The following is a 19,925-nucleotide window of genomic DNA, read 5'->3' on the forward strand; positions in this document are numbered from 1 at the left end:
GGGGCAAGGGTACGGACGCGGCGGCCTGAGGCCGATGGTCGCTCGCTGACGCTCGCTGACTGCCGCCGCCCCCGTCGAGGAGGGGCAAGGGTACGGACGCGGCGGCCTGAGGCCGATGGTCGCTCGCTGACGCTCGCTGACTGCCGCCGCCCCCGTCCAGGAGGGGCAAGGGTACGGACGCGGCCGCCTGAGGCCGATGGTCGCTCGCTGACGCTCACTCATGCGACATGCACCCTCGGGTCGAGCCAGGCGGTGAGCAGATCGGTCGCCAGGTTGATCACCACCACGATCAGGCTGAAGTAGATGACCGCACCCTGCAGCACCGGCAGGTCGTGTCGGGTCACCGCGTTGAGCATCAGGGTGCCCATCCCCGGCATGTTGAAGATCGTCTCGACGACCACGACCCCGGAGAGGGTGAACACGAAGTTGAGACCCGCGACCGTCGTCACGGGTATCGCGGAGTTGCGCAACACGTGCTTGAACAGGATCCGCCGACGCGGCACGCCGGCGGCCTGCAGGGTCCGGATGAAGTCCTTGCTGAGCACGTCGAGCACGCTCGATCGCGCCTGCAGGGTGAGCTGGGCCAGTGCCGCGGCGGCGATCGCGACCACGGGAAGGACCAGGCCGGCGATCCATGCCCCGGGCGAGTCACCGAAGTCGGTGTACCCGGTCGCCGGGAACAGCTCGATCTTGAGCGCGAAGACGACCACCAGGATCGCCGCGAGCCAGAAGTTCGGCACCGCCATCAGCAGGCTGCTGACGGTCTGGATCGCGCCATCGACCTTCCCACCGCGTACCGCGGCGAACATCCCGAGCCCGAGCCCGATCACGATCGAGACGATCGTGGATCCGATGGCCAGCGACACGGTCGGTTGCAGCGCCACGGCGAGCGCCTGGGTGACCGGTGTTCCGGAGGTGTACGACGTGCCCAGGTTCCCGGTGAGCAGGTTGCCCATCCAGGAGAAGAACTGGGTCAGCACCGGCCGATCGAGCCCGAGAGATCGATTGATCGCCTCGACCTGCTCGCTCGTCGCCTTGCCCCCCAGGATGAAGTCGGCGGGGCTCCCGGGGACGAGCTGGAGCAGCATGAAGGTGAAGGTGCACACCACCAGCATCGTCGGCACCGCGATGAGAAGGCGCCGTCCCACTACTCTCCACATGGCTCGAACCTCGTCTCCGAGAGCTCCACGTCGTTCATCCTGTCTGTCTCCTACCGGCCGATCGCGCGTGTCACTTCGGTGTGATGTTGTAGATCATCGGGACCGGGACACCGCTGGTGAGTCCGACGCTGAGCTTGTCGGAGTCGTAGGCCACCGGGCTGTAGGCGAGCATCGGGTTGATGGTCCAGGCCTCGGACGCCGCGGTCGTGGCCAGCTGACCGTACAGCTTGGTCAGCTGGCTCTCGTCGGTGGTCTTCACGATCTTGTTCAGCAGCGAGGTGAACTTCGGGTTCTTGACGTGCTGCGGGTTCCAGAAGCCGTTCGGGCCGAGGATGCCGGTCAGCGTCTGGTACTGCGCCGGGTTGAGGGTGTAGTTGCCGGAGACCATCGCCCACTTGCCGCTGAGCATCTGGGTGATGAAGTCGGTCGAGTGCACGCTGAGGTCGAGCTTGATCCCGACGGCCTCGAGATAGCCGGCGATGGCCTGGACGAGCTTCTGGTGGGTGGGGTCGACGAGCACCTTGACGGTGAACCCGTCGGCGTACCCGGCCTGCTTGAGCAACTGCTTCGCCTTGTCGACGTCGTAGGTGTAGTAGTCGTCGAGCGACGAGCTGTAGCCGGTGTAGGACTTGGAGAACGGCGTCGACCCGATCACGTCGGCGAAGTCACCGTAGAACGCCTTCTTGATCGCATCGCGGTCGATCGCGTAGTTCATCGCCTGCCGCACCTTGGTGTTACCGAGCGCCGGCACGATCTTCCCGTCCGCATCGGAGATGTACAGGCCGACGTAGGTGTCCGGATCGCTGCTGCCGAGGGTGAACCCGGAGGAGTCGTCCTTGGCGTCCACCCGCTGGATCAGATCGACCTGACCGGACTTGGCCGCGTTGTCGGCGGCGGTGCTGTCGTTGAAGACGGTGAAGACGATCTTCTGGTACGGAAAGGCCTTGCTGTCCCAGTAGTCGTCGCGCTTGACGTAGGTCCACTTCGTGCCCGAGACCGTCTGCGACTTGTCGATGGTGTAGGGGCCGCTTCCGTCCGAGGAGGTCGTCAGGCTCTTGCTGCCGAGCGACTTCGGATTGACCATGAACCCGGCGCACTGGGCGAAGTCCTGCAGCAGCCCCGGGACCGGCTCGGGCGTGGTGATGGTGATCGAGGTCGCCGAGTTCACCTTGGTGGTGGCGCCGGCCAGGTAGGCGTTGCACTCGGCGCCCTCGGGGTGCGCGATGCCGTAGTCGAGATTCTTCTTCACGGCGGTGGCGTCGAGCGCGGTCCCGTCGTCGAAGGAGATGCCCGACCTGAGCTTGAGCGTGGTGGTCTTGCCGTCCGCGCTCTGCTTCCAGCTCGTTGCGACCGCCGGCTCGACGTTCCCGTCCGCGTCGAGCCGGGTCAGGGAGTCGTAGAGCGCCTCGTTGCTCCACAGCGTCCCGTTGATCCCGTTGCCCGAGCCCCACGGGTTGTAGTCGTTGAACCCGCTCTCGGTCATCGCGATGTTGAGCGTGTCGGACGAACCGGAGGCACTGCCGCCACCGCTGCTGCCACATGCGGTGACGAGGCCCGCGACCGCGAGCAAGGCAGCCGAGGCCCCGGCGCTTCGCGCCCACCTCGATCGAGACATCCCAGCCATCTGAACTCCTCTTCCTGCTTGTTCCGTGACGGGCACCAGTCCGAGTCCCAGCCTCTGGCAAATATGTGACAGCCGTCATAAGTTTCGGTTGCTGATGGAATAGTTACGCGTTTGCCATGCAGAAGTCAACCCTGTACGGTCATATCGTGGTCGTCAGAACCTCTCGGGCTCGGTCGCGCCGCTCCTGAGTCGACGGTGCGGCGGACCCGGACCTTGGCCCTCACCGCGCAGCCCACGGTCGCGCCCGACATGGAGAGGCGTGGCTTGCCCGAACACCGCACGTCCGAGATGGCATCGCAGCCCGGTCCCCGCAGCCGTCGTCTCGCGACCGGGTTCCAGGCTCTGGGCAGCATCGACTTCCGGCGCTGGTTCCTCACCCAGACCCTGTCCGGCGCCGGCACCATGGCCCAGGGGGTCGGACAGTCCTGGCTGGTCCTCCAGCTCGGCGGCGGAGGCGTCGCACTCGGCATCGTGTCCGGGCTCGTCTTCGTGCCCACGCTCCTCCTGGGCGCGCCGGCCGGGATGCTGGTGGACACGCTGTCGCCTCGCCGCATCCTGGTGCTGACGACCACGCTGCAGGGTGCCGTCTCAGTCTGCATCGGCGTTCTCACCCTCACCCACCTGATCTCGGTCCCGCTGCTCGCCGTCGGTTCTCTGGTGCTCGGCCTCGGGACGGCCTTCGATTCCCCCAGCCGTCAGGTCCTGGTGCTGGACCTGGTGGGCCCGCGCATGCTCGCCAGCGCCGTCGGGTTGAACGAGATCATGATCAACTCCGCTCGGGTGCTCGGACCGGCCGCCGCGGGGGCGCTGTTGACGCTGACCAACGCCGGAACCTGCTTCCTGTTCAACGCCCTGACCACGCTGCCCGCGCTGGCACTCCTGACCTCGCCGCGATGGCGCCGGACCCATCGGATCCCGCCGACCCACCACGCCCGAGACGACCATCGCGGCCGGCTGCGCGAGGGGATCCGCTACTCGGGCAGCCACCCGAGCATCCGGATGTGCCTCCTGGTGGCGGTGCTCTCCTGCGCGGTGATCAATGTCAGCGTGGTCGTCCCGCTGCTGATCGAGAGGATCGACGGAGCCGCCGGGGCGTACGGGCTGACGCTCGCCTGCTTCGGAGTCGGCGCCCTGCCCGGCGCGTACCTCAGCTCCCTGCGTCACGTGGCGCCCTCGCTGCGCTCGATCGGGGTCATCGCGCTGGCCACCGCGGGCGCCGTCGCCGTCTGCGCCCGCTCCTCGAGCGTCGCAGGACTGGCCATCTCGATGGGGCTGGTCGGCCTCACCTCGATCTGGTTGATCGCGGCCGCGAACACCCACGTCCTGTTGACGCCGGCACCGGCACTGCGAAGCCGGGTGATGGGAGTCTGGTCGATGGCGATGCCGGGGGCGATGCCGCTGACCGGACTCGCCTTCGGCTTCGGCGCGGCGCATCTCGGCGCCAGCACGTCGTACGCCGTCGTCGCCGGCTGTGTCGGGCTGGCGGGCCTCGGCGCGATCACTCGACGTGCCCACAACGACTAGCCGACCTCGGACCGCGCCGTCCATGTCCCCGGCGAACGCCTTCGTCCCACGGCACGGGACAGCAACGTGACAGTGGACACATTCGCAACGCAGCGTTGCGGTATGGACATCGCCGCCGCCGAGGATCGTGCGCGTGCCGACATCGCGATCGTCGGCTACGGGCCGGTCGGCAAGCTGCTCGCGATCATGCTCGGCCGACGGGGCCACCGGGTGGTCGTCGTCGACCGCAACAAGATCGGCTACCCGCTCCCTCGCGCCGTGACGCACTGCTCCGACTTCGCCCGCATCCTGCAGTCGGTCGGGCTCGCGCCGGACACGATTCCCGAGATCACCGAGCCGTACGACGACATGTACGTCTGGCGCAACGGCGCCGGCCAGACCCTGGTCGAGGTGGACTGGAGCGGTCGGGGCGAGTCGGGCTGGTTCAACACCTACTTCTTCCACCAGCCCGCACTCGAGGACCGGCTCGACGAGCTGGTCGGCGCGCTGCCGACGGTCGAGGTGCGTCGCGGCACCGAGGCCGTCTCGCTGACCCAGTCGCCGGGCGGCGTACGACTCGGGCTGCGCGACGGCGGGGGCGAGTCCACCCTCGAGGCCTCCTGGTTGATCGGCGCCGACGGCGCCAACAGCGTCGTACGCCGCTGGTGCGGCATCGACTGGGTCGACCGCGGCTTCTCCTATGACTGGCTGGTGGTCGACGTGGTGCCCGAGCCGGAGCTCGCCTTTCCGCACGTCGCCTCGCAGAACTGCGACTATCGGCGGCCGGCGACGATGGTGCCCGGCGGACCCGGGCGGCGACGCTGGGAGTTCATGCGGCTGCCCACCGAGACCCGCGAGCATCTGGACTCCAGCGAGACCGCCTGGCGGCTGCTGGAGCCGTTCGGCCTCTCCCCCGACAACGCCGAGCTCGAACGGCACAGCGTCTACACCTTCCGCGCCGCACTGGCCGAGCAGTGGCGATCCGGACGAGTGCTGTTGGCCGGCGACGCCGCCCATCTGATGCCCCCGTTCGCGGGACAGGGTCTGGGTGCCGGCGTACGCGACGCGATGAACCTGTCGTGGAAGCTCGACGCGGTGCTGCGCGGCCTGGCCGCCGAGAAGCTCCTGGACAGCTATGGCCCCGAGCGCCGGCACCACGCCGGCGCGTTCATCGACTTCTCGGTCGGACTCGGCCAGGTCATCTGTCTGACCGATCCCGACGAGGCCGCCGCCCGCGACGCGCGGATGCTCGCCGCCAGCGACTCCCGCCCACCCGCGCCGCCCCGGCCCGGCCTCGGCGCCGGCCTGCATCGCGGACCGTACGGCGGGCAGCTGGCTCGGCAGGGTCTGGTCAGCCTCGGCGGTGGCCCGCCGGTCCACTTCGACGACGCCTTCGACGGCCCCGGAGCGCTCATCGTCCGGACCAGCGACCTGCTCGGTCGGCTGACCGAGGAGACCATCGCCGGGCTGGGCGAGCTCTCCGTCTCGGTGGTCGCGCTCGGCGGCCCCGAGGTCCCGGGGACGAGCGTGGTCAAGGACGTGGACGGCAGCTATGACGTCTGGCTCGACGACCTCGGCTCCGACTGGGTCCTCGTCCGACCCGACTTCCACCTCTATGCGGCAGGCCCCGGTGATCCGACCGGAGCCGCCGAGGCGTTCCTCACCGACCTCCGCACCCCATGACGACCGGATAGGACCTCACGTGAAACTCAGCGACGTAGACCAGCTGCTCGACCCCTTCCCGCTCGCACTCGAGACCGGGGTCGAGCGAGGAGACGACGGCGTCCTCCACGTCGCCTGTCGCACCGACATGCACCACTGCCGCGGCGAGATGTTCGAGTGGTGGTTCCGCTCCCGGCCGGACACCGAGCGATACCGCTGGTGGCACCCGATCGATCACGTCTCCAGTGAGTGGACCGGCGACCTGCGCGCGGACACCCACGTCGGCTCGATCCACGTGGTGCAGGAGAGGCTCACCGACCTGCCGACGGCGGACCTGCTGATCCAGTTCCGCGACCCGAGCGAGTTCTTCGACGACTCCCTCTACCAACAGGCCACCAAGACCGGAGCGATCACCGCGACGGTGGTCGGCCGCACCGGGATCGGCTTCGACGCCCCGCGCGACGCCGACGGCAGGATCCAGGGTGGCCGACTGCTGCATCTGGGCCGGGACACCGAGTGGGGGCTGGCGATGCGCAGCCACTTCTACTTCGGCGTCGACCTCGCCGCCGGCGGCGCCAGCGCCGAGGAGGTGACCGAGCAGACCCCCGAGGTGCTCGGCTTCAACCTGCTGCAGCACTGCTACAACGAGTTCACTTTCCTCTCCCGCTTCCTGCCGGGGCTCTTCGCCGGCGCCCATCCGGACCATCCCAGCGTGGTGACCCCCTGGTGATGCTGACCCGGGCTCACCGCCCGGCGGCGACCTCGTCGCCGGCGTCATGACGTAGGCCGCGCAGCACCTCGACGGCCGGGATCAGCATCAACGCCGCCAGTACGACGAAGGTCAACCGCCACTCGCCGAGGTGCTCACCGTCGCTGCCGGTCACGGCCTCGCTCGCGCGCAGGACCAGCGCGCCCACGGCGACGCCGAGGCCGGCCGCCAACTGCTGCACGGTCGCCGAGAGGGTGTTCGCGGCACCCATGCCGGCCGCGGGGATGTCCGCGAACTGGACGGAGTTGTAGCCGGTGAAGCCGACCGAGCGGAACACGCCGCTGAGCACCAGCAGCGCCACGATGAGCGGCAACGGCGTCGCCGGTCCGATCAGCGCGCATCCCAGGAAGCACGCCGCGCCGCCCACGCAGGACCACCAGATCACCGAGCGGAACCCGAGCCACCTGATCAGCGGCGTGGTGACCGGCTTGATCGCCACGTTGCCGAGGAACAGCGTCATCACCAGCGCCCCGGACCTGGTCGCGCTCCAGCCGTAGCCGACCTGGAACATCAAGGGCAGCAGGAAGGGTGCGGAGAAGATGAGCAGCCGGTAGAGCGCTCCGCCGGCGTTGGCCACCCGGAAGGTGGCGACCGCATAGCCGCCGAGGTCGAGGAGCGGATGTCTGCGGTGTCGCAGGCCGTGCAGGCACCAGCCGCCGAGCAGCACCGCCATCGCGAGCAGCACCGCCACCCGTGACCACGGCACCGGACCCGTGCCCTCGAACGACTCCAGCCCGATCAGCAGCGCCGCGGCGGCACCCCCGGCGGTGAGGAAGCCGACCAGGTCCGGGGCCGGCGTACCCGCCCGCGGCGGGTCGACCACCAACCGGAGGGCGGCCACGAGCGCGGCCACGCCCAGCGGCACGTTGAGCCAGAAGATCCAGTGCCAGGACGCGACGCTGGTCAGCCAGCCACCGAGCAGCGGCGCGATCACCGGGGCCACCAGGGCCGGCCAGGTCAGGTAGGCGGTCGCCGCGAGCAGGTCCCTCTTCTGGGTGCTGCGCAGCACGATCAGTCGGCCGACCGGCACCATCATCGCGCCGCCGGCGCCCTGCACCACCCGCATCGCACACAGCACCACCAGATCGGGGCTGAGCGCGCAGAGCGCCGAGGCGACGGTGAAGACCACGATCGCGAGGCTGAACACCCGGCGTGCGCCGAACCTGTCGGTGAGCCACCCCGAGATCGGGATGCCGATGGCGAGGGTGACCAGATAGCTGGTCATGGCGGCGTTGATGGCGACCGGCCGGGTGCCGAGGTCGTGCGCCATCGCCGGGGCGGCGGTGGAGATGATGGTGCCGTCGAGGTTCTCCATGAAGAACGTCGCCGCCACCAGGAGCGCGAGCGGCCGGTTGAGAGCGCTCGCGTCGGGCATGCGGCCAAGCCTGTCAGGAGACCGTTGCCGATGGTGCGGGACCCCGGAGGGCAGGAGCCGTCGGCGTCATCCGGACCGCCTGGGACGCCTGGGACGCCTAGACCGAGAGCCCCAGGATCGAGCCGAGGTCCGGATCGCCGAGATCGTGCCAGGTCACCTCGGCCACCGCACCGAACGCCGAATCGGCCGAGGCGATGCCCGTGATGTGCTGACGTCGCATGCTCGCGGCAGCGAGCACGGCGTCGAGGCAGCCGAGCCGGGCGTGCTCGGTGAACAGGCGCAGGCCGATGTCGAGGTCCTCGGCATCGACACGCAGCAGCGGGTCGAAGAGCGCGGCGTAGGCGCGCGTCAGCCTCGCGGCGTCCGCGCGGGTACGGCGCTGTGCGCGGACGTGAGCGAATTCCTGAAGCACCTCGACGGTCGTGGTGGCGGCGACCGTGCCGGCACCGACCGCCTCGATGAGCGCTCGACCGGGCTCCCGCAGCGGATGCTCCGCTCCCACGGCGTGGACCAGGACCGAGGTGTCCACCAGGATCATGCCGGACTCACGCGTGCCGCGCCCTGATCTCATCGAGCTCCGTGCGGAGCGTCTTCTCATCGGGCACGTCCATCGGCTCCGCCGACAAGATGAGCGCGGCCGACCGCCTGCGGCTCCCGTCGACCGCCGGATAGGCCAGGTCGATCGCGTCCCGGACGAGCGCCGCCACCGAACGGCCCTTCGCACCGGCCAGTTGCTCCAGACGCTCACGCTGGCCGGCCTCGATGAGCACCTGAAGACGCTCCGTCTTCATGAGCATACTGTAGCAGGAGCATGCCCTACCCGACGCGGCGGTTCCGTCATGCGCTGACCTGTCCGACCACGTCGTACGGAATCGGCAGGATCGCGTGATCGTGGGCGAGATGGATCACCTGGGTGGGCACCCGAGCCCGCCGGCAGGCGGCGTAGAGGGCGGCGGCGATCCGCGCATCGAGCGGATCCGGGGAGCCGGTCCCCGGCCTGACCAGGAGCACCGCGAGGCTCCCGTCGGGGGCGAACTCGTCGAGCATCACCCGCCACAGCTCGGCCGCCTTGGCGGCATCGTCCGGCTCGAACGGCTCCGGCAGGTCGGAGACCTCATGGATCACCGGCAGTGGCCGGTCGTCGTCGCCGAGGCACAGGAACCAGAGCGCCCGGCGGGACCAGCCCAGCGGTCGCATCAGCCGGCGCCACGCCTCCTCCAGGTCGGCCTGACTGCTGATCAGCGGGGTGAACGGAATCCGATCGGGCACGTCGCGGTCCGGAGAGGGATCGGCGTCGTCGGAGCGATCGGCATGGCCTGTGTCGTCGGGAAGCATGTTCATGCCCCCACCGTCCGGCGATCCTCGGCGGTCGGCAATCGCTCCTCCACAGGGGGCCGTCAAACGTCCCCGTTCCCTCCACAGACCGCCGAGAGCGCCACGTTGTGCACAGGCTCCGACGGCGTTGGCGCGTCGTTGCCGGCGTGTTGGTCGGGCGTGTCCGGGAGATGGAGACGTGCCCGATAGGCTCCGGCGGGTGACTGAGCCGACGCCTATCTCGCCGTACGACCTCGCCAAGAACGCCGCCACGGAGCTCGCCGATCTCACCGGCGTCGAGCGCCACGATGTGGCGCTGGTGCTCGGCTCGGGATGGCTGCCGGCCGTGGACGCGCTGGGCGAGGCGACGGCCGAGATCGACACCAGCCAGCTGCCCGGATTCGGCGCGGCGGCCGTCACCGGGCACCGCGGCATGATCCGCAGCGTGCGCGCCGGCGACAAGCGGCTGCTGGTCTTCGGGTCCCGCACCCACTACTACGAGGGCAAGGGCGTCGCGGCGGTGGTGCACCCGGTGCGCACCGCGGCGGCGGCGGGCTGTCGCGCCATCGTGCTGACCAACGGCTGCGGCGGGCTGAACACCGCCTGGTCGCCGGGCACCCCGGTGCTGATCAGCGACCACATCAACCTGACCGGCCAGTCACCGCTGGTCGGCGCCAACTTCGTCGACCTCACCGATCTGTACAGCACCCGGCTGCGCGGCCTGGCCAAGCAGGTCGACCCGAGCCTGGACGAGGGCGTCTACGTCCAGTTCACCGGCCCGCACTACGAGACCCCGGCCGAGGTGCGGATGGCCGGGATCATGGGCGGCTCGCTGGTCGGGATGAGCACCAGCCTGGAGGCGATCGCCGCCCGTGAGGCGGGCATGGAGGTGCTGGGCATCAGCCTGGTCACCAACCTGGCGGCCGGGATCAGCGGCGAGCCGCTCAACCACGAGGAGGTCCTGGCCGCCGGCCGCGCCGCCGCGACCCGGATGGGTGGGCTGCTCTCCCAGCTCATCCCGGCGATCTGAACCCCGCCGTGGCTACCGCAGGCCGACCGCCCGCAGGATGAACCGCTCCACGCTGGCCGCCGGCAGCCTCGCCGATCCCAGGCAGGCGTGGATGAGCGAGGTCGTCGCGTCGAGGTCGTCGATCACGAACTGGCCCCGGTCGACGCCCGCCTGCAGGATGTCGCGCAGGACCTCCTCCACCGCGACGACGTGCTCGTGGATCGCCCGCTTGGACTCGTTCGGCAGGATCCCGTAGAGCTGCGGCCCGAGTCCCATGTGGAAGCGCTCGCCGGAGTCGAGGTGGTTGCGCAGATAGATCCGCAGCCGCTCGGCCGGGTCGCTGGTCGAGGCGAGCAGCCCGCGCAGCGCCTCGAGGTAGCGCGAGGTCTCCTCGGTGGCGAAGGCGACCACCACCGCGTCCTTGTCGTGGAAGTGGTGATAGATCGCGGTACGCCCCAGCCCGGAGCGCTCGGCGAGCTGCGCCATCGTGATGGCGTCGTAGCTGGAGCTCGCCATCAGCTCGGCGAAGGCCTCGAAGATCCGGCGTCGTACCGCGGCACGATGCTCCGCCACGGAGGCAGCAGCGATCTTGGGCACCTGCGAGAGCATAGAGGAGCCCCGCCGGGCGCCAGGCTCGGCGGCCTGGCACCCGGCGGGTCGCTTCCCGAGGGACTCGCTCATCGACGGTTCACTTGACCTTCGTGGTCAGCTTCTTGGTCGAGGCCTTGAAGTACGCCGATCCGGCGTACTTCACGGTGGCCTTCCAGCTGCCCTTGCCGAGCTTCTTGGACTTGGCCTTGCTCAGCGCCAGCCTCACCGTGCCGGACTTCAGCGTGCCCTTCACCGAGACCGACTTCGCTCCACGGGTCACCTTCGCCGTGACCGTCCCGGTCGGCTTGGCGACCGCCGCCGGCCCGGTGACGCTCACCTTGAGGCTGGCCGCCTTGCCGGCCTTCGGCTTCTTCTTCCACGACACCTTGGTGGTGCTGGCGGCCTTGGCGACGGTCAGCTTCTTGGTGGCCGAGGAGGCCGCCACGGTGTCGTTCCCGGCGTAGCTCGCCGTCAACGTGTGCGTCCCGGGCTTGAGGGTCTTGGCCAGGGTGAAGGTGGCCTTGCCGCCGCTCAGCGTCTTCGAGCCGAGGCTCTTGCTACCGTCCTTGAGGGTGATCTTTCCGGTGGCCGTCGGGGTGACCGTCGCGGTGACGGTGCTGGCCTTGCCGTACGCCGCCGCCTTCAGCGTCACGCCCACCTGTGAGCTCTGCTTGGCAGGCACCGGCTCGGTCAGCACCTCGAGCGGGAGGGTCGGCTTGCGTGTGTCGGCCGATCCACCGCTGGAGTACCAGTACGACGAGCTGCCGGTCAGCTGCTGGAAGTCGACGAAGCTCTGCGGGAACGACCCCCAGTAGGAGGCGTTGTCGTCGGTCTGCGCGGTCTGCTCGGTCGCACCGTCCGGAGCGTCGTACGCCACCCCCACGTAGTCGGGCGTCACCTCGATGCCGTCCTCGGTGACGTCCACGTCGCTGAGCGAGGCGAGGGTGACCTCGGTGTCGGGCAGCGCGTCCCACTGCGTCATGTCGTCCATGGACGTCGCGTAGCCACCGAGCGTGGCGGTGATCTCGCCCTGACCGTCCTCGACCACCAGGTGTGGGTCGCTGACGGTGAAGTAGGTCATCCCGGAGTAGTAGAGCGCGGTGAAGTCGCCGTCCCAGGTGATGTCCGCGTCGTCCGACTCCGGGTCGAGGGTGCCGGTGCCGGCGCCGATCACCACCTGGTGGTCGGTGAAGGTACTGCCCGCCACGGTGACGGTGTTGCCGTCCGGGTCGGTCTTCAGACCGGCCCAGGTGGCGGTGGCGTAGCTGCCGTCGGACTGCTCCTTCTCGATGGTCACGTTGCCGTCGGTGGCACTCCAGCCGGCCGTGGCGCCGTTGTTCCAGGTGGCGCCCTCGTCGCTGCTGTTCAGCATCTTCCCGCCCGCACCGGGATTGCCGATCTTGCCGGCGGAGAAGAAGTTGTAGGAGCCGGGGTAGTAGGCGGCGTTGTTCGACTCGTCGTTGAGACCCCAGCGGAACTGCGCGTCGGTGATCTCGACGGACTCCGCGTGGGCCGGTGCCGCGGCGAGTGCGACCAGGCCGGGACCGACCAGAGCGGCGGTCAGCGCGCCGGCGAGACCCCGCCGGGCTCGTGGTTTCAGGGACATCGGATGAAGCCTTCCTGTGCTTAGCTGGGCTTTCTGGGCATGGATGGGATCCCGGCGAGCCGGGCTCGCGGGGTGTGCCGGCTACCGGCCGGCGCGGCCGAGACGTTCTGGTGGCCGCCGTCGCGGCCGGTGGTCAGGTGTCAGCCCCCTCTGCGACCGCTCAGCCAGCCGGTGAGCAGGGTGCGTACGACGACGGCGAGTGCCGAGCCGAGTGCGATCGCACCGACCCACCAGGCCCACAGCGGCTGGTCGTCGGCCTCGGCGGAGGCGGGGACGGCGTTCGGGAAGACGGTCGTCTGCGGACCGCCCGCCTGGACGGACGTGCCGGCGCCGACGAGCGAGCTCGGCGTCTGGCTCACCGCCGTCTCGGCGTCCGACTCCTCGCTCTGGGTCGACGAGGTGGTCGGCGCCGAGCCGGTGGTGGGGATCGGGGCAGTGGCGGTGGGCGTCGACGAGGCCGAGTTCACCGGGTTGTCGACCGGGTCGGAGGTGATGGTCGAGGTGGGCGTCGGCTCGCTGACCGGGTTCCCGGCGCGATAGCTCACGCTCAGCGGCAGCGCGGGCTTGTTGGCGTCGGTCGAGCCGCCGCTGGAGTACCAGTAGGAGCTCGACCCCGCCACCTGCTGGAAGTCGACGAAGCTCTGTGGGAACGAGCCCCAGTCGTCTCCCGAACGCACCTGGGCGGTGTATCCCTTGGCCACCGTGATCTTGACCTTGCGGTAGGCGGGGGTCTTGGTGAAGCCGAGGTCGGCGCCGAGGTCGACCTTGCCCAGGTTCGCCAGGGTGACCACCGTGTCGTCGAGCTTCTTCCACGTGGTCATGTCATCCATCGAGGAGCCGTATCCGCCCAGCGTGGCGGTGAGCGTCGCCTTCCCGTTCTTGACCGTCAGCCGCGGGTTGGTGACATAGAAGAAGACGTACCCGGAGTAGTAGACGACCGTGAAGGAGCCCTTCCACCGGATCGAGGCGGTCCCGTTGTCCGGGTCGACCTGTCCGGTGCCGCCGACCAGCACCACCTGGTGGTTGCTGAACTGCCCCGACGTCGCCGAGGAGATGGCCGTGCCGTCCGAGTCGGTCTTCAGGCCCGCCCAGGTGGCCTTCTCATAGCCGCTGCCGGTGATGTACTTCTCCAGGCTGACGTTGCCCGCCTTCTGCTTCCAGCCCGCCGACGTGCCGTTGCTCCAGGTGCCGCCCTTGCTGGCATCGGTCAGGGTCTGACCGCCGGATCCGGGGTTGCCGATCTTGCCGGCGGAGAGGAAGTTGTAGGTCCCCGGCGCGAACGCCTTGTTGTTGGACTCGTTGTTGATCCCCCAGCGCAGCGAGGCGTTGCTGACCTCGAACGCGGAGTCCGGGACGTCGCTCGACGTCGCGCTGGCCGACGTCGAGGCGGTGCTCGTGGTGGTCCCGGCGGTGGTCGTGCTCGTCGTACTCGAGCCGCTGGCGCAGTCGTCGGTCGCCGAGCCGGTCTGCTCCGACGCGGCGTCCGTGGTGGACGCGCACGACGACGTCTCGCCACCGTCCTCGGCCTGAGCGCTGACGCCGAACCCGACGGCGGCGCAGAGGATCACCATCGTCGCCGTCAGCAGCGCCAGCAGGGCGCTTCGAAGCTCACGCGGCATGGGTCACTCCCTTCATCACGGCGTGTCGCCGACGCCGGCGGCGTGCGGCGACGAGGGCGAAGAGGAGCGCCGCCACCAGCACGGCCACCCCGCCGGCAGCGAAGGCGTACGCCGGCCAATGTCGCTGCTCGCTCGTGCCGGCGGTGGCGGTGACCGCCTCGTCCGTCGGCGCGGTCACCGCGAAGTTGACGTGCGGTCTGGCCCCCGAGGCCGCACCGGTGAGCTTGAGCGTGTGGGTGCCCGCCTCCAGGTCGGCCGGAAGCTGCAGGACACCCGCGATCTCTCCGTCGGGGCCGGCGGTCAGCGGGCCCACCGCGGCCAGGCCGTCGTCGAAGCTCGCCACCACCTGCTCCCCCGGCGTGAACCCGACCCCGGAGAACGACATGACCCGGCCGAGCACCGCGGTGGACCGGTCGACCTTGGCCCGGGGCTTCGTCGCGGTGGTCGTCGTGCCCGCACCGGGGTCCGTGGTCTGGCTCGCCGTGCCGGAGCCGGTCTCGGTCTCGTCCCCGGCGTCGGCGCTGGTGGTGGCCTCGGGCTGGGCCGAGGAGGTCGAGGTGGCCTCGTCGTCCGAGCTCGACAGGCTGGCGAATCGCACCGGGGTGAAGCTCTCGTTGTGCGCATTGGCGAGACCGTGCGCGCCGATCGTGATGATCCCGCAGGTCACCTTGAGGCAGTTGATGGTCGTGGCCTTGCCGTTGCGGTCGACCGCCTGGAAGGTGGCCCCGGGGACGACCAGCGTGGTGGACCAGGTGCCGTTGGCGTGGAGGGTGCCGCCGTTGGCGGCGGCCGCGGTGTCACTGCCCGGGAAGGTGACGAACTTCTCGAACCCGTGGTTGTTCTTGGCCTCGGTGTCCGGCACGTAGAAGTAGTCCCGGCCGGTCTGGCCGCCCTTGCTCGGCCGCCAGCCCGAATGGACGGTGCCGAACAGGACGTAGATGCCGCCGTAGCCGCCCTTGATCGACTGGAAGCCGCTGCCGTGCAGCGTGAGGGTGGTGGCGTAGTCCGGATCGGCGACGGCCTCGCCGTTCTGGTTGGCGACGCTCACCCGGGCCGCGGCCGCCGCCGGCGAGCTGGCGCCCAGCACCACCGTCGCACAGGCGCCGACGAGCACCATCAGTGCGACGACGATCCGAGGGATCTTCGTGCTCAACGTGCGGCAGGCCACGGCATCTCCTCGGTGGGTGGGGCAAGACTGAGCCGGCGAGGCACCACCAGCAGACGGCCGTGGTGCTCGATCACGTCGACCGGGTGCTGATAGACCTCGCCGAGCCGGTCCTCGAGGAGGACCTCGACGGGCGGACCGTCGGCGACCACGCGGCCGCCCTGCATCAGACAGATCCGGTCGGCGTACGCCGCGGCCACGCTCAGGTCGTGCAGCACCGCGACGACCGCACAGCCCTGCGCGGTGAGTCGTCGTGCCTGCGCCAGGACCTGGTCCTGATGGCGCAGGTCGAGCGCGGCGGTGGGCTCGTCCAGCAGCACCAGCGGGGTCTGCTGGGCGAGCACCCGGGCGAACGAGGTACGAGCCTTCTCGCCTCCGGACAGGGAGGGGTAGGCACGATCGGCGAGGCCGAGCACGTCGGTGTCGATCATCGCCGCGGCGACGACCTCCTCGTCCTCGTCCTCCCGCTCGGTGCGGGCCCAGGGCGCCCGCCCCATCCGCACCACGTCCACGCTGCGGAATCCGAACGCCAGCCGGTTCTCCTGCGGGAGCACCCCACGGCGGCGGGCCAGCGCCAGCGCCTTGTACGACGCCACGTCCTGCCCGTCCAGCCGGGCCGTCCCGCTGTCCGGGGCCAGGTCGCCGGACATCACCGAGAGCAGGGTCGTCTTGCCGGCGCCGTTCGGCCCGACCAGCGCGACCAACTCGCCCGCCGCCACCGAGGTGGAGACCTCGGTCAGGGCCTGGTGTTCGCCCAGACGCACGCAGACCTGGTCGAGGAGCAGCATCAGGCCCACCCCCCGGCGGAGTTCCGGGTGCGACGCAGGAGCCAGAAGAAGAACGGTCCGCCGACGAGCGCGGTCAGCATCCCGATCGGCAGTTCGGCGTAGGCCATGGCGGTACGTGCCGCCAGGTCGGCACAGGAGAGCAGCAGGGCGCCGCCGAGCGCGCTGGCCGGGATCAGCACCCGGTGACCCGGCCCGAGGACGAGCCGGATCAGGTGCGGGACGACCAGGCCGAGGAACCCGATGATGCCGGCGAAGGAGACCGCCGCCGCAGTCAGCAGCGCGACCAGCAGGATGGCTCCCATCCGCAGGCGCTCCACATCGATCCCGACATGCCGGGCGGCGCGATCGCCGAGCGCCAGCATGTCGAGCTTGCGTGCGATCAGCAACGACCCGCACAGCCCCGCCAGCACGAACGGGGTGACCACGCCGACGTAGACCCAGCGGGTCCCGTTGAGGCTGCCCAGCTGCCAGAAGATGATCTCCTCGCGCTCCTGGGTGTCGCCGAGGAAGATCATCAGCGCCAGTCCGGCGCTGCACACGGCGTTGACCGCCACCCCGGTCAGCACCAGGGTGACCACCTCGGTCCGACCCTCCGCACGGGCGAGCAGGTAGACCGACAGGGTGGTGACCAGGCCGCCGACGAAGGCGAACACCGGCGTGGTCCAGGTGCCCAGCCAGGCGATCTGGGTGACGATCACGATCGCCGCGGCGAAGGCGGCGCCGCTGGAGACCCCGACCACGCCGGGCTCGGCGAGCGGGTTGCCGAAGACGCCCTGCATCAGCGCGCCGGCGGTGGCCAGCGCGGCCCCGACCAGCACCGCCAGCGTGAGTCTGGGGAACCGGATGTCCCACAGCGTGAGGTCGCCCTGCGGATGGTGAGGCATCGGGCCGAGGTCGAGACCGATCCGGTGCAGCACCGAGCCGAGCACCTCGTCGGGCGGGATGGCGAGCTGACCGCGGCCGGCGGAGACGATCACGACCACCACCAGGGCGATCGCGAGCCCGGCGATCAGCGCCACCGCGCGCCCGGTCCGCGCGCGCGGCAAGGCCTCGGCACCGGTGGCCGGGGTGACCGGGCTGAGGGTGGTGCTCACGAGCCGGTCCCGCTGTCGGCGGTGGTGGAGACGAACGGGTCGCCGGGAGCGTCCGCGATGGCGGACTCGGGCGCGTAGATCGAGACGGCCAGCGAGTTGAGCACCTCCGGAGTGCGCGGGCCGAAGCCGAGGATCGCGGCATCGGACATGTCGACGATTCGTCTCTTCTGTCCCGCAGGCGTGTCCGCGATCGCCGGAAGGCGTTTCAGCAGGCCGTCGACGCCGCCGACGGAGTCCAGCCCCTTGGTCATCATCAGGATCAGGTCGGGTTGGGCGGCGACGATGCCCTCGTCGGTGACGGGTTTCATCCCCTTCCAGTTGATCTCCTTGGCGACGTCGTACCCGCCCACGCCGTCGATCAGGCTGTCGGCGCCGGAGCCCTCGCCGAACATGTAGTAGACCCCGGCCTGACCTCGGACGTAGAGGAAGACCATCCGCAGCTTCTTCTGCACGGTCTGGGGGGCCACCGCCTTGATCTCCTTCTCGGTGGCGGCGACCTGTCGCTCGCTGCGCTTGGCGAGCCTCTTGCCTGCCTGCGTGACACCGAGCGCGTCGGCGACCTGCTCGGTGAGGGAGCCGATGTTGTCGATGCCACGGTGCGAGGAGACGACCACCACCGGGATGCCCGCGTCGCGCATCTGCAAGATGACGTCCCACGGCCCGAGCGAGGTGTCGGTGATGATCACCGACGGGTTGAGCTCGGTGATCCGCTCCGCGATCAGCTCGTGGCTGTGCTCGCCGGTGACCAGCGGGAGCTTGCGCGCCTCCTTGAACTGGGTGGAGAGGTCGCGTCCCACCACGTCGTCGCCCAGGCCGAGGTCGAAGACCGTCTGGGAGAGCGTCCCGTACAGGTCGAGCGCCAGGATCCGGCTGGTGTCCTTGACCGTCACCTCGGTCCCCTGGGAGTCGGTCACCGTCACCGGAAGGTGCTGGACCGGGTTCGTGGCGATGGGGTCGATCGAGGCACCGGCGAGACCGGCATGGGTCGGGCCCTCGTACGAGCGCGGGTCGTCGAGGATCTTCGCGTTCGCCAGCTTCACCGCGGCCCCGCCGGAGCCGGCCCCGGCGCCCCCGGACGAGGTCGAGGCGGCGCCGCAGGCGCTCAGCACGAGCGCCAGGACGGCAGCGCACACGGTGGTGGCTCGGTTGCGAACAAGGCGGCTCAACGAGGGTCCTTCCGGAGCAAGTGTTAATTTAGGCTAACCTAAGTTAGGTTCCCCTGACCAAAGTCTTGCTCAGATTCTGACAATGTGTCAACATCGCCTCATCGACGTTCCCGCCATTCGCAGACCGACTGGAGCACCATGACGCTCAGCCCCACCGACCTCGACACCCCCGCCGTCGACGCGGCGCTCTCCACCCTGATGCGGGACGGCTCGCGCGCCGAGCACACCGCGGCGGAGGGATCGACGTTCATGAGCGCCCTGCTCGACGGGGGCGTCAACGCCTCCGGGTACGTCGCCTACCTCCGCCGGCTGCGAGAGGTCTACGCGACGCTGGAGCAGGTCGGCTGCGAGCTGAGCGACGACCCGGTGGTGGCGGCGGTGCACGACCGCGGGCTGGAGCGACTGACGGCGATCGACGCCGATCTCGCCTTCTGGCAGGCGCGGATCCCGGACGCGAGCGACCGCGGCGAGCCGCTGGACTCCCCCGCCACCACGTCGTACCAGTGCCGGCTGGAGGAGAGCCGCGCCTGGGGCGGCCTGTACGCCGCGCACCACTACACCCGCTACCTCGGTGACCTCTCCGGCGGCCAGGCGATCGGCCGGATCCTGGACCGGAGCTTCGACCTCGGTGGTCGCGGGATCGCCTTCTACGACTTCCCCGCGGTGCCCAAGCCGAAGCTCTACAAGGATGCCTACCGGGGTCGTCTCGACGCGCTCGCGCTGAGCAGCGCCGAGAAGCTGCGGATCGTGGAGGAGGTCAAGGTGGCGTTCAACCTGAACCAGGCACTCTTCGCCGAGCTCAGCGACTCGCTGGCCGACTACCGCCGCTGAGCCGCCGGACCAGCCCCGCCCGGCAGCCGGCCATCATCCGGGCATGGTTCCAGCGCAGCACCGGCCGCAGCACTCGCGAGGCCAGCGCGAGCGGGCCGTCGACCATGACGTCCTGCTCGAAGAGCATCCGGGTCCCGGTCGCGGCCGGCCGCAACGTCCACGACACCCGGCCGGCCAGGTCCCCGCTCACCTCGACCTCGAGCCTCGGCAGCTCCCGGGAGACCGCCCGCAGCGTCAGGTCCAGGGTGTAGGGCAGCGCCGATCGGCAGCGCACCCGCGCACGATCGGATCCGAGCGAGGCGACCGCCCGCACCTGTGGCCACCAGCGCGGGTAGTCGCCGAGGTCGACCAGCAGGTCACGCACGGCCGCCGGCGACCCCGGCACCGTCCAGTCGTCGGTGAACCGGTAGCGGGCAGCGCTCATCGGGCCATGATGCCCCGTCCGGGAAGCACCGCGAGGTAGCCTGCCCGCCATGACCGCGACCGAGACCGGCGACCCGCTCCTGGCCCGGGCGCGCGCCTGGATCGCCGAGGATCCCGACCCGCAGACCCGTGCCGAGCTGAGCGCCGTGCTGGCCGCCGCGCCCACCGACCCGGCTGCGGCCGCCGACCTCGCCGACCGCTTCGCCGGCACGCTCGAGTTCGGCAC

At 70.1% G+C, this 19,925-nt stretch carries 19 protein-coding genes; 5 read left to right on the top strand and 14 right to left on the bottom strand.

The window, feature by feature from the left end:
• Nucleotides 1-218: 218 nt before the first annotated feature.
• Entirely contained in the window at nucleotides 219-1,160 is a 942-nt protein-coding gene (locus tag QM638_RS12250) for an ABC transporter permease (RefSeq protein WP_415142259.1), read from the bottom strand.
• Nucleotides 1,161-1,230: 70 nt separating this feature from the next.
• A complete protein-coding gene (locus tag QM638_RS12255) occupies nucleotides 1,231-2,643 on the bottom strand; it encodes an ABC transporter substrate-binding protein (protein ID WP_415142260.1) in 1,413 nt (470 codons plus the stop codon).
• Between the two features lie 429 nt (nucleotides 2,644-3,072).
• Between QM638_RS12255 and QM638_RS12260 the strand changes: the two genes are divergently transcribed.
• The 3 genes from QM638_RS12260 (at nucleotide 3,073) to QM638_RS12270 (ending at nucleotide 6,679) form a co-directional block, all read left to right on the top strand.
• Entirely contained in the window at nucleotides 3,073-4,308 is a 1,236-nt protein-coding gene (locus QM638_RS12260) for an MFS transporter (RefSeq protein ID WP_415142261.1), read from the top strand.
• Nucleotides 4,309-4,410: 102 nt separating this feature from the next.
• The gene (locus tag QM638_RS12265; RefSeq protein ID WP_415142262.1) at nucleotides 4,411-5,970 is read left to right on the top strand and encodes a bifunctional 3-(3-hydroxy-phenyl)propionate/3-hydroxycinnamic acid hydroxylase; all 1,560 of its coding nucleotides are present in this window, start codon (nucleotides 4,411-4,413) and stop codon (nucleotides 5,968-5,970) included.
• A 19-nt stretch (nucleotides 5,971-5,989) separates the two neighbouring features.
• Nucleotides 5,990-6,679 carry a DAPG hydrolase family protein gene (locus tag QM638_RS12270; RefSeq protein ID WP_415142263.1) on the top strand — a complete coding sequence of 230 codons (690 nt, stop codon included), beginning with the start codon at nucleotides 5,990-5,992 and terminating at the stop codon, nucleotides 6,677-6,679.
• 13 nt (nucleotides 6,680-6,692) lie between these two features.
• Here the strand turns inward: QM638_RS12270 and QM638_RS12275 are convergent, their stop codons facing one another.
• The 4 genes from QM638_RS12275 to QM638_RS12290 form a co-directional block, all read right to left on the bottom strand.
• The gene (locus tag QM638_RS12275) at nucleotides 6,693-8,093 is read right to left on the bottom strand and encodes an MFS transporter (RefSeq protein WP_415142264.1); all 1,401 of its coding nucleotides are present in this window, start codon (nucleotides 8,091-8,093) and stop codon (nucleotides 6,693-6,695) included.
• 97 nt (nucleotides 8,094-8,190) lie between these two features.
• Entirely contained in the window at nucleotides 8,191-8,664 is a 474-nt protein-coding gene (locus QM638_RS12280; protein WP_415142265.1) for a type II toxin-antitoxin system VapC family toxin, read from the bottom strand.
• Nucleotides 8,639-8,884, bottom strand: a complete 246-nt coding sequence (locus QM638_RS12285) for a hypothetical protein (protein ID WP_415142266.1) — start codon at nucleotides 8,882-8,884, stop codon at nucleotides 8,639-8,641. The genes QM638_RS12280 and QM638_RS12285 overlap by 26 nt, the downstream gene beginning before the upstream one ends.
• Nucleotides 8,885-8,930: 46 nt before the next feature.
• Nucleotides 8,931-9,434: a hypothetical protein gene (locus tag QM638_RS12290; protein WP_415142267.1), complete on the bottom strand. Its 504-nt coding sequence runs from the start codon at nucleotides 9,432-9,434 to the stop codon at nucleotides 8,931-8,933.
• Between the two features lie 193 nt (nucleotides 9,435-9,627).
• Between QM638_RS12290 and QM638_RS12295 the strand changes: the two genes are divergently transcribed.
• Nucleotides 9,628-10,437 carry a purine-nucleoside phosphorylase gene (locus tag QM638_RS12295; RefSeq protein ID WP_415142268.1) on the top strand — a complete coding sequence of 270 codons (810 nt, stop codon included), beginning with the start codon at nucleotides 9,628-9,630 and terminating at the stop codon, nucleotides 10,435-10,437.
• Nucleotides 10,438-10,449: 12 nt separating this feature from the next.
• Here the strand turns inward: QM638_RS12295 and QM638_RS12300 are convergent, their stop codons facing one another.
• The 7 genes from QM638_RS12300 to QM638_RS12330 form a co-directional block, all read right to left on the bottom strand.
• Entirely contained in the window at nucleotides 10,450-11,013 is a 564-nt protein-coding gene (locus QM638_RS12300; protein WP_415142269.1) for a TetR/AcrR family transcriptional regulator, read from the bottom strand.
• Between the two features lie 91 nt (nucleotides 11,014-11,104).
• A complete protein-coding gene (locus tag QM638_RS12305; RefSeq protein ID WP_415142270.1) occupies nucleotides 11,105-12,613 on the bottom strand; it encodes an Ig-like domain-containing protein in 1,509 nt (502 codons plus the stop codon).
• A gap of 140 nt (nucleotides 12,614-12,753) precedes the next feature.
• The gene (locus QM638_RS12310; RefSeq protein ID WP_415142271.1) at nucleotides 12,754-14,232 is read right to left on the bottom strand and encodes a hypothetical protein; all 1,479 of its coding nucleotides are present in this window, start codon (nucleotides 14,230-14,232) and stop codon (nucleotides 12,754-12,756) included.
• Nucleotides 14,222-15,400: a hypothetical protein gene (locus QM638_RS12315; RefSeq protein ID WP_415142272.1), complete on the bottom strand. Its 1,179-nt coding sequence runs from the start codon at nucleotides 15,398-15,400 to the stop codon at nucleotides 14,222-14,224. The genes QM638_RS12310 and QM638_RS12315 overlap by 11 nt, the downstream gene beginning before the upstream one ends.
• Nucleotides 15,382-16,185, bottom strand: coding sequence for a heme ABC transporter ATP-binding protein (locus QM638_RS12320; protein ID WP_415142273.1), 804 nt, complete (start codon nucleotides 16,183-16,185; stop codon nucleotides 15,382-15,384). Before QM638_RS12320 ends, QM638_RS12315 begins: the two co-directional genes overlap by 19 nt.
• Nucleotides 16,185-17,279, bottom strand: a complete 1,095-nt coding sequence (locus QM638_RS12325; RefSeq protein WP_415142275.1) for a FecCD family ABC transporter permease — start codon at nucleotides 17,277-17,279, stop codon at nucleotides 16,185-16,187. Before QM638_RS12325 ends, QM638_RS12320 begins: the two co-directional genes overlap by 1 nt.
• A complete protein-coding gene (locus QM638_RS12330) occupies nucleotides 17,276-18,445 on the bottom strand; it encodes a heme/hemin ABC transporter substrate-binding protein (protein ID WP_415142276.1) in 1,170 nt (389 codons plus the stop codon). Before QM638_RS12330 ends, QM638_RS12325 begins: the two co-directional genes overlap by 4 nt.
• A 138-nt stretch (nucleotides 18,446-18,583) precedes the next feature.
• Here QM638_RS12330 and QM638_RS12335 point away from each other — a divergent pair, with 138 nt between their 5' ends.
• Nucleotides 18,584-19,276: a heme oxygenase (biliverdin-producing) gene (locus QM638_RS12335; protein ID WP_415142277.1), complete on the top strand. Its 693-nt coding sequence runs from the start codon at nucleotides 18,584-18,586 to the stop codon at nucleotides 19,274-19,276.
• On the opposite strand, the gene QM638_RS12340 is transcribed toward QM638_RS12335, so the two are convergent.
• Nucleotides 19,245-19,700: an SRPBCC family protein gene (locus tag QM638_RS12340; protein ID WP_415142278.1), complete on the bottom strand. Its 456-nt coding sequence runs from the start codon at nucleotides 19,698-19,700 to the stop codon at nucleotides 19,245-19,247. The genes QM638_RS12335 and QM638_RS12340 overlap by 32 nt on opposite strands.
• Nucleotides 19,701-19,925 lie beyond the last annotated feature (225 nt).

Source organism: Nocardioides sp. (genome assembly GCF_047606145.1).
In the GTDB taxonomy this organism is placed as follows: domain Bacteria; phylum Actinomycetota; class Actinomycetes; order Propionibacteriales; family Nocardioidaceae; genus Nocardioides.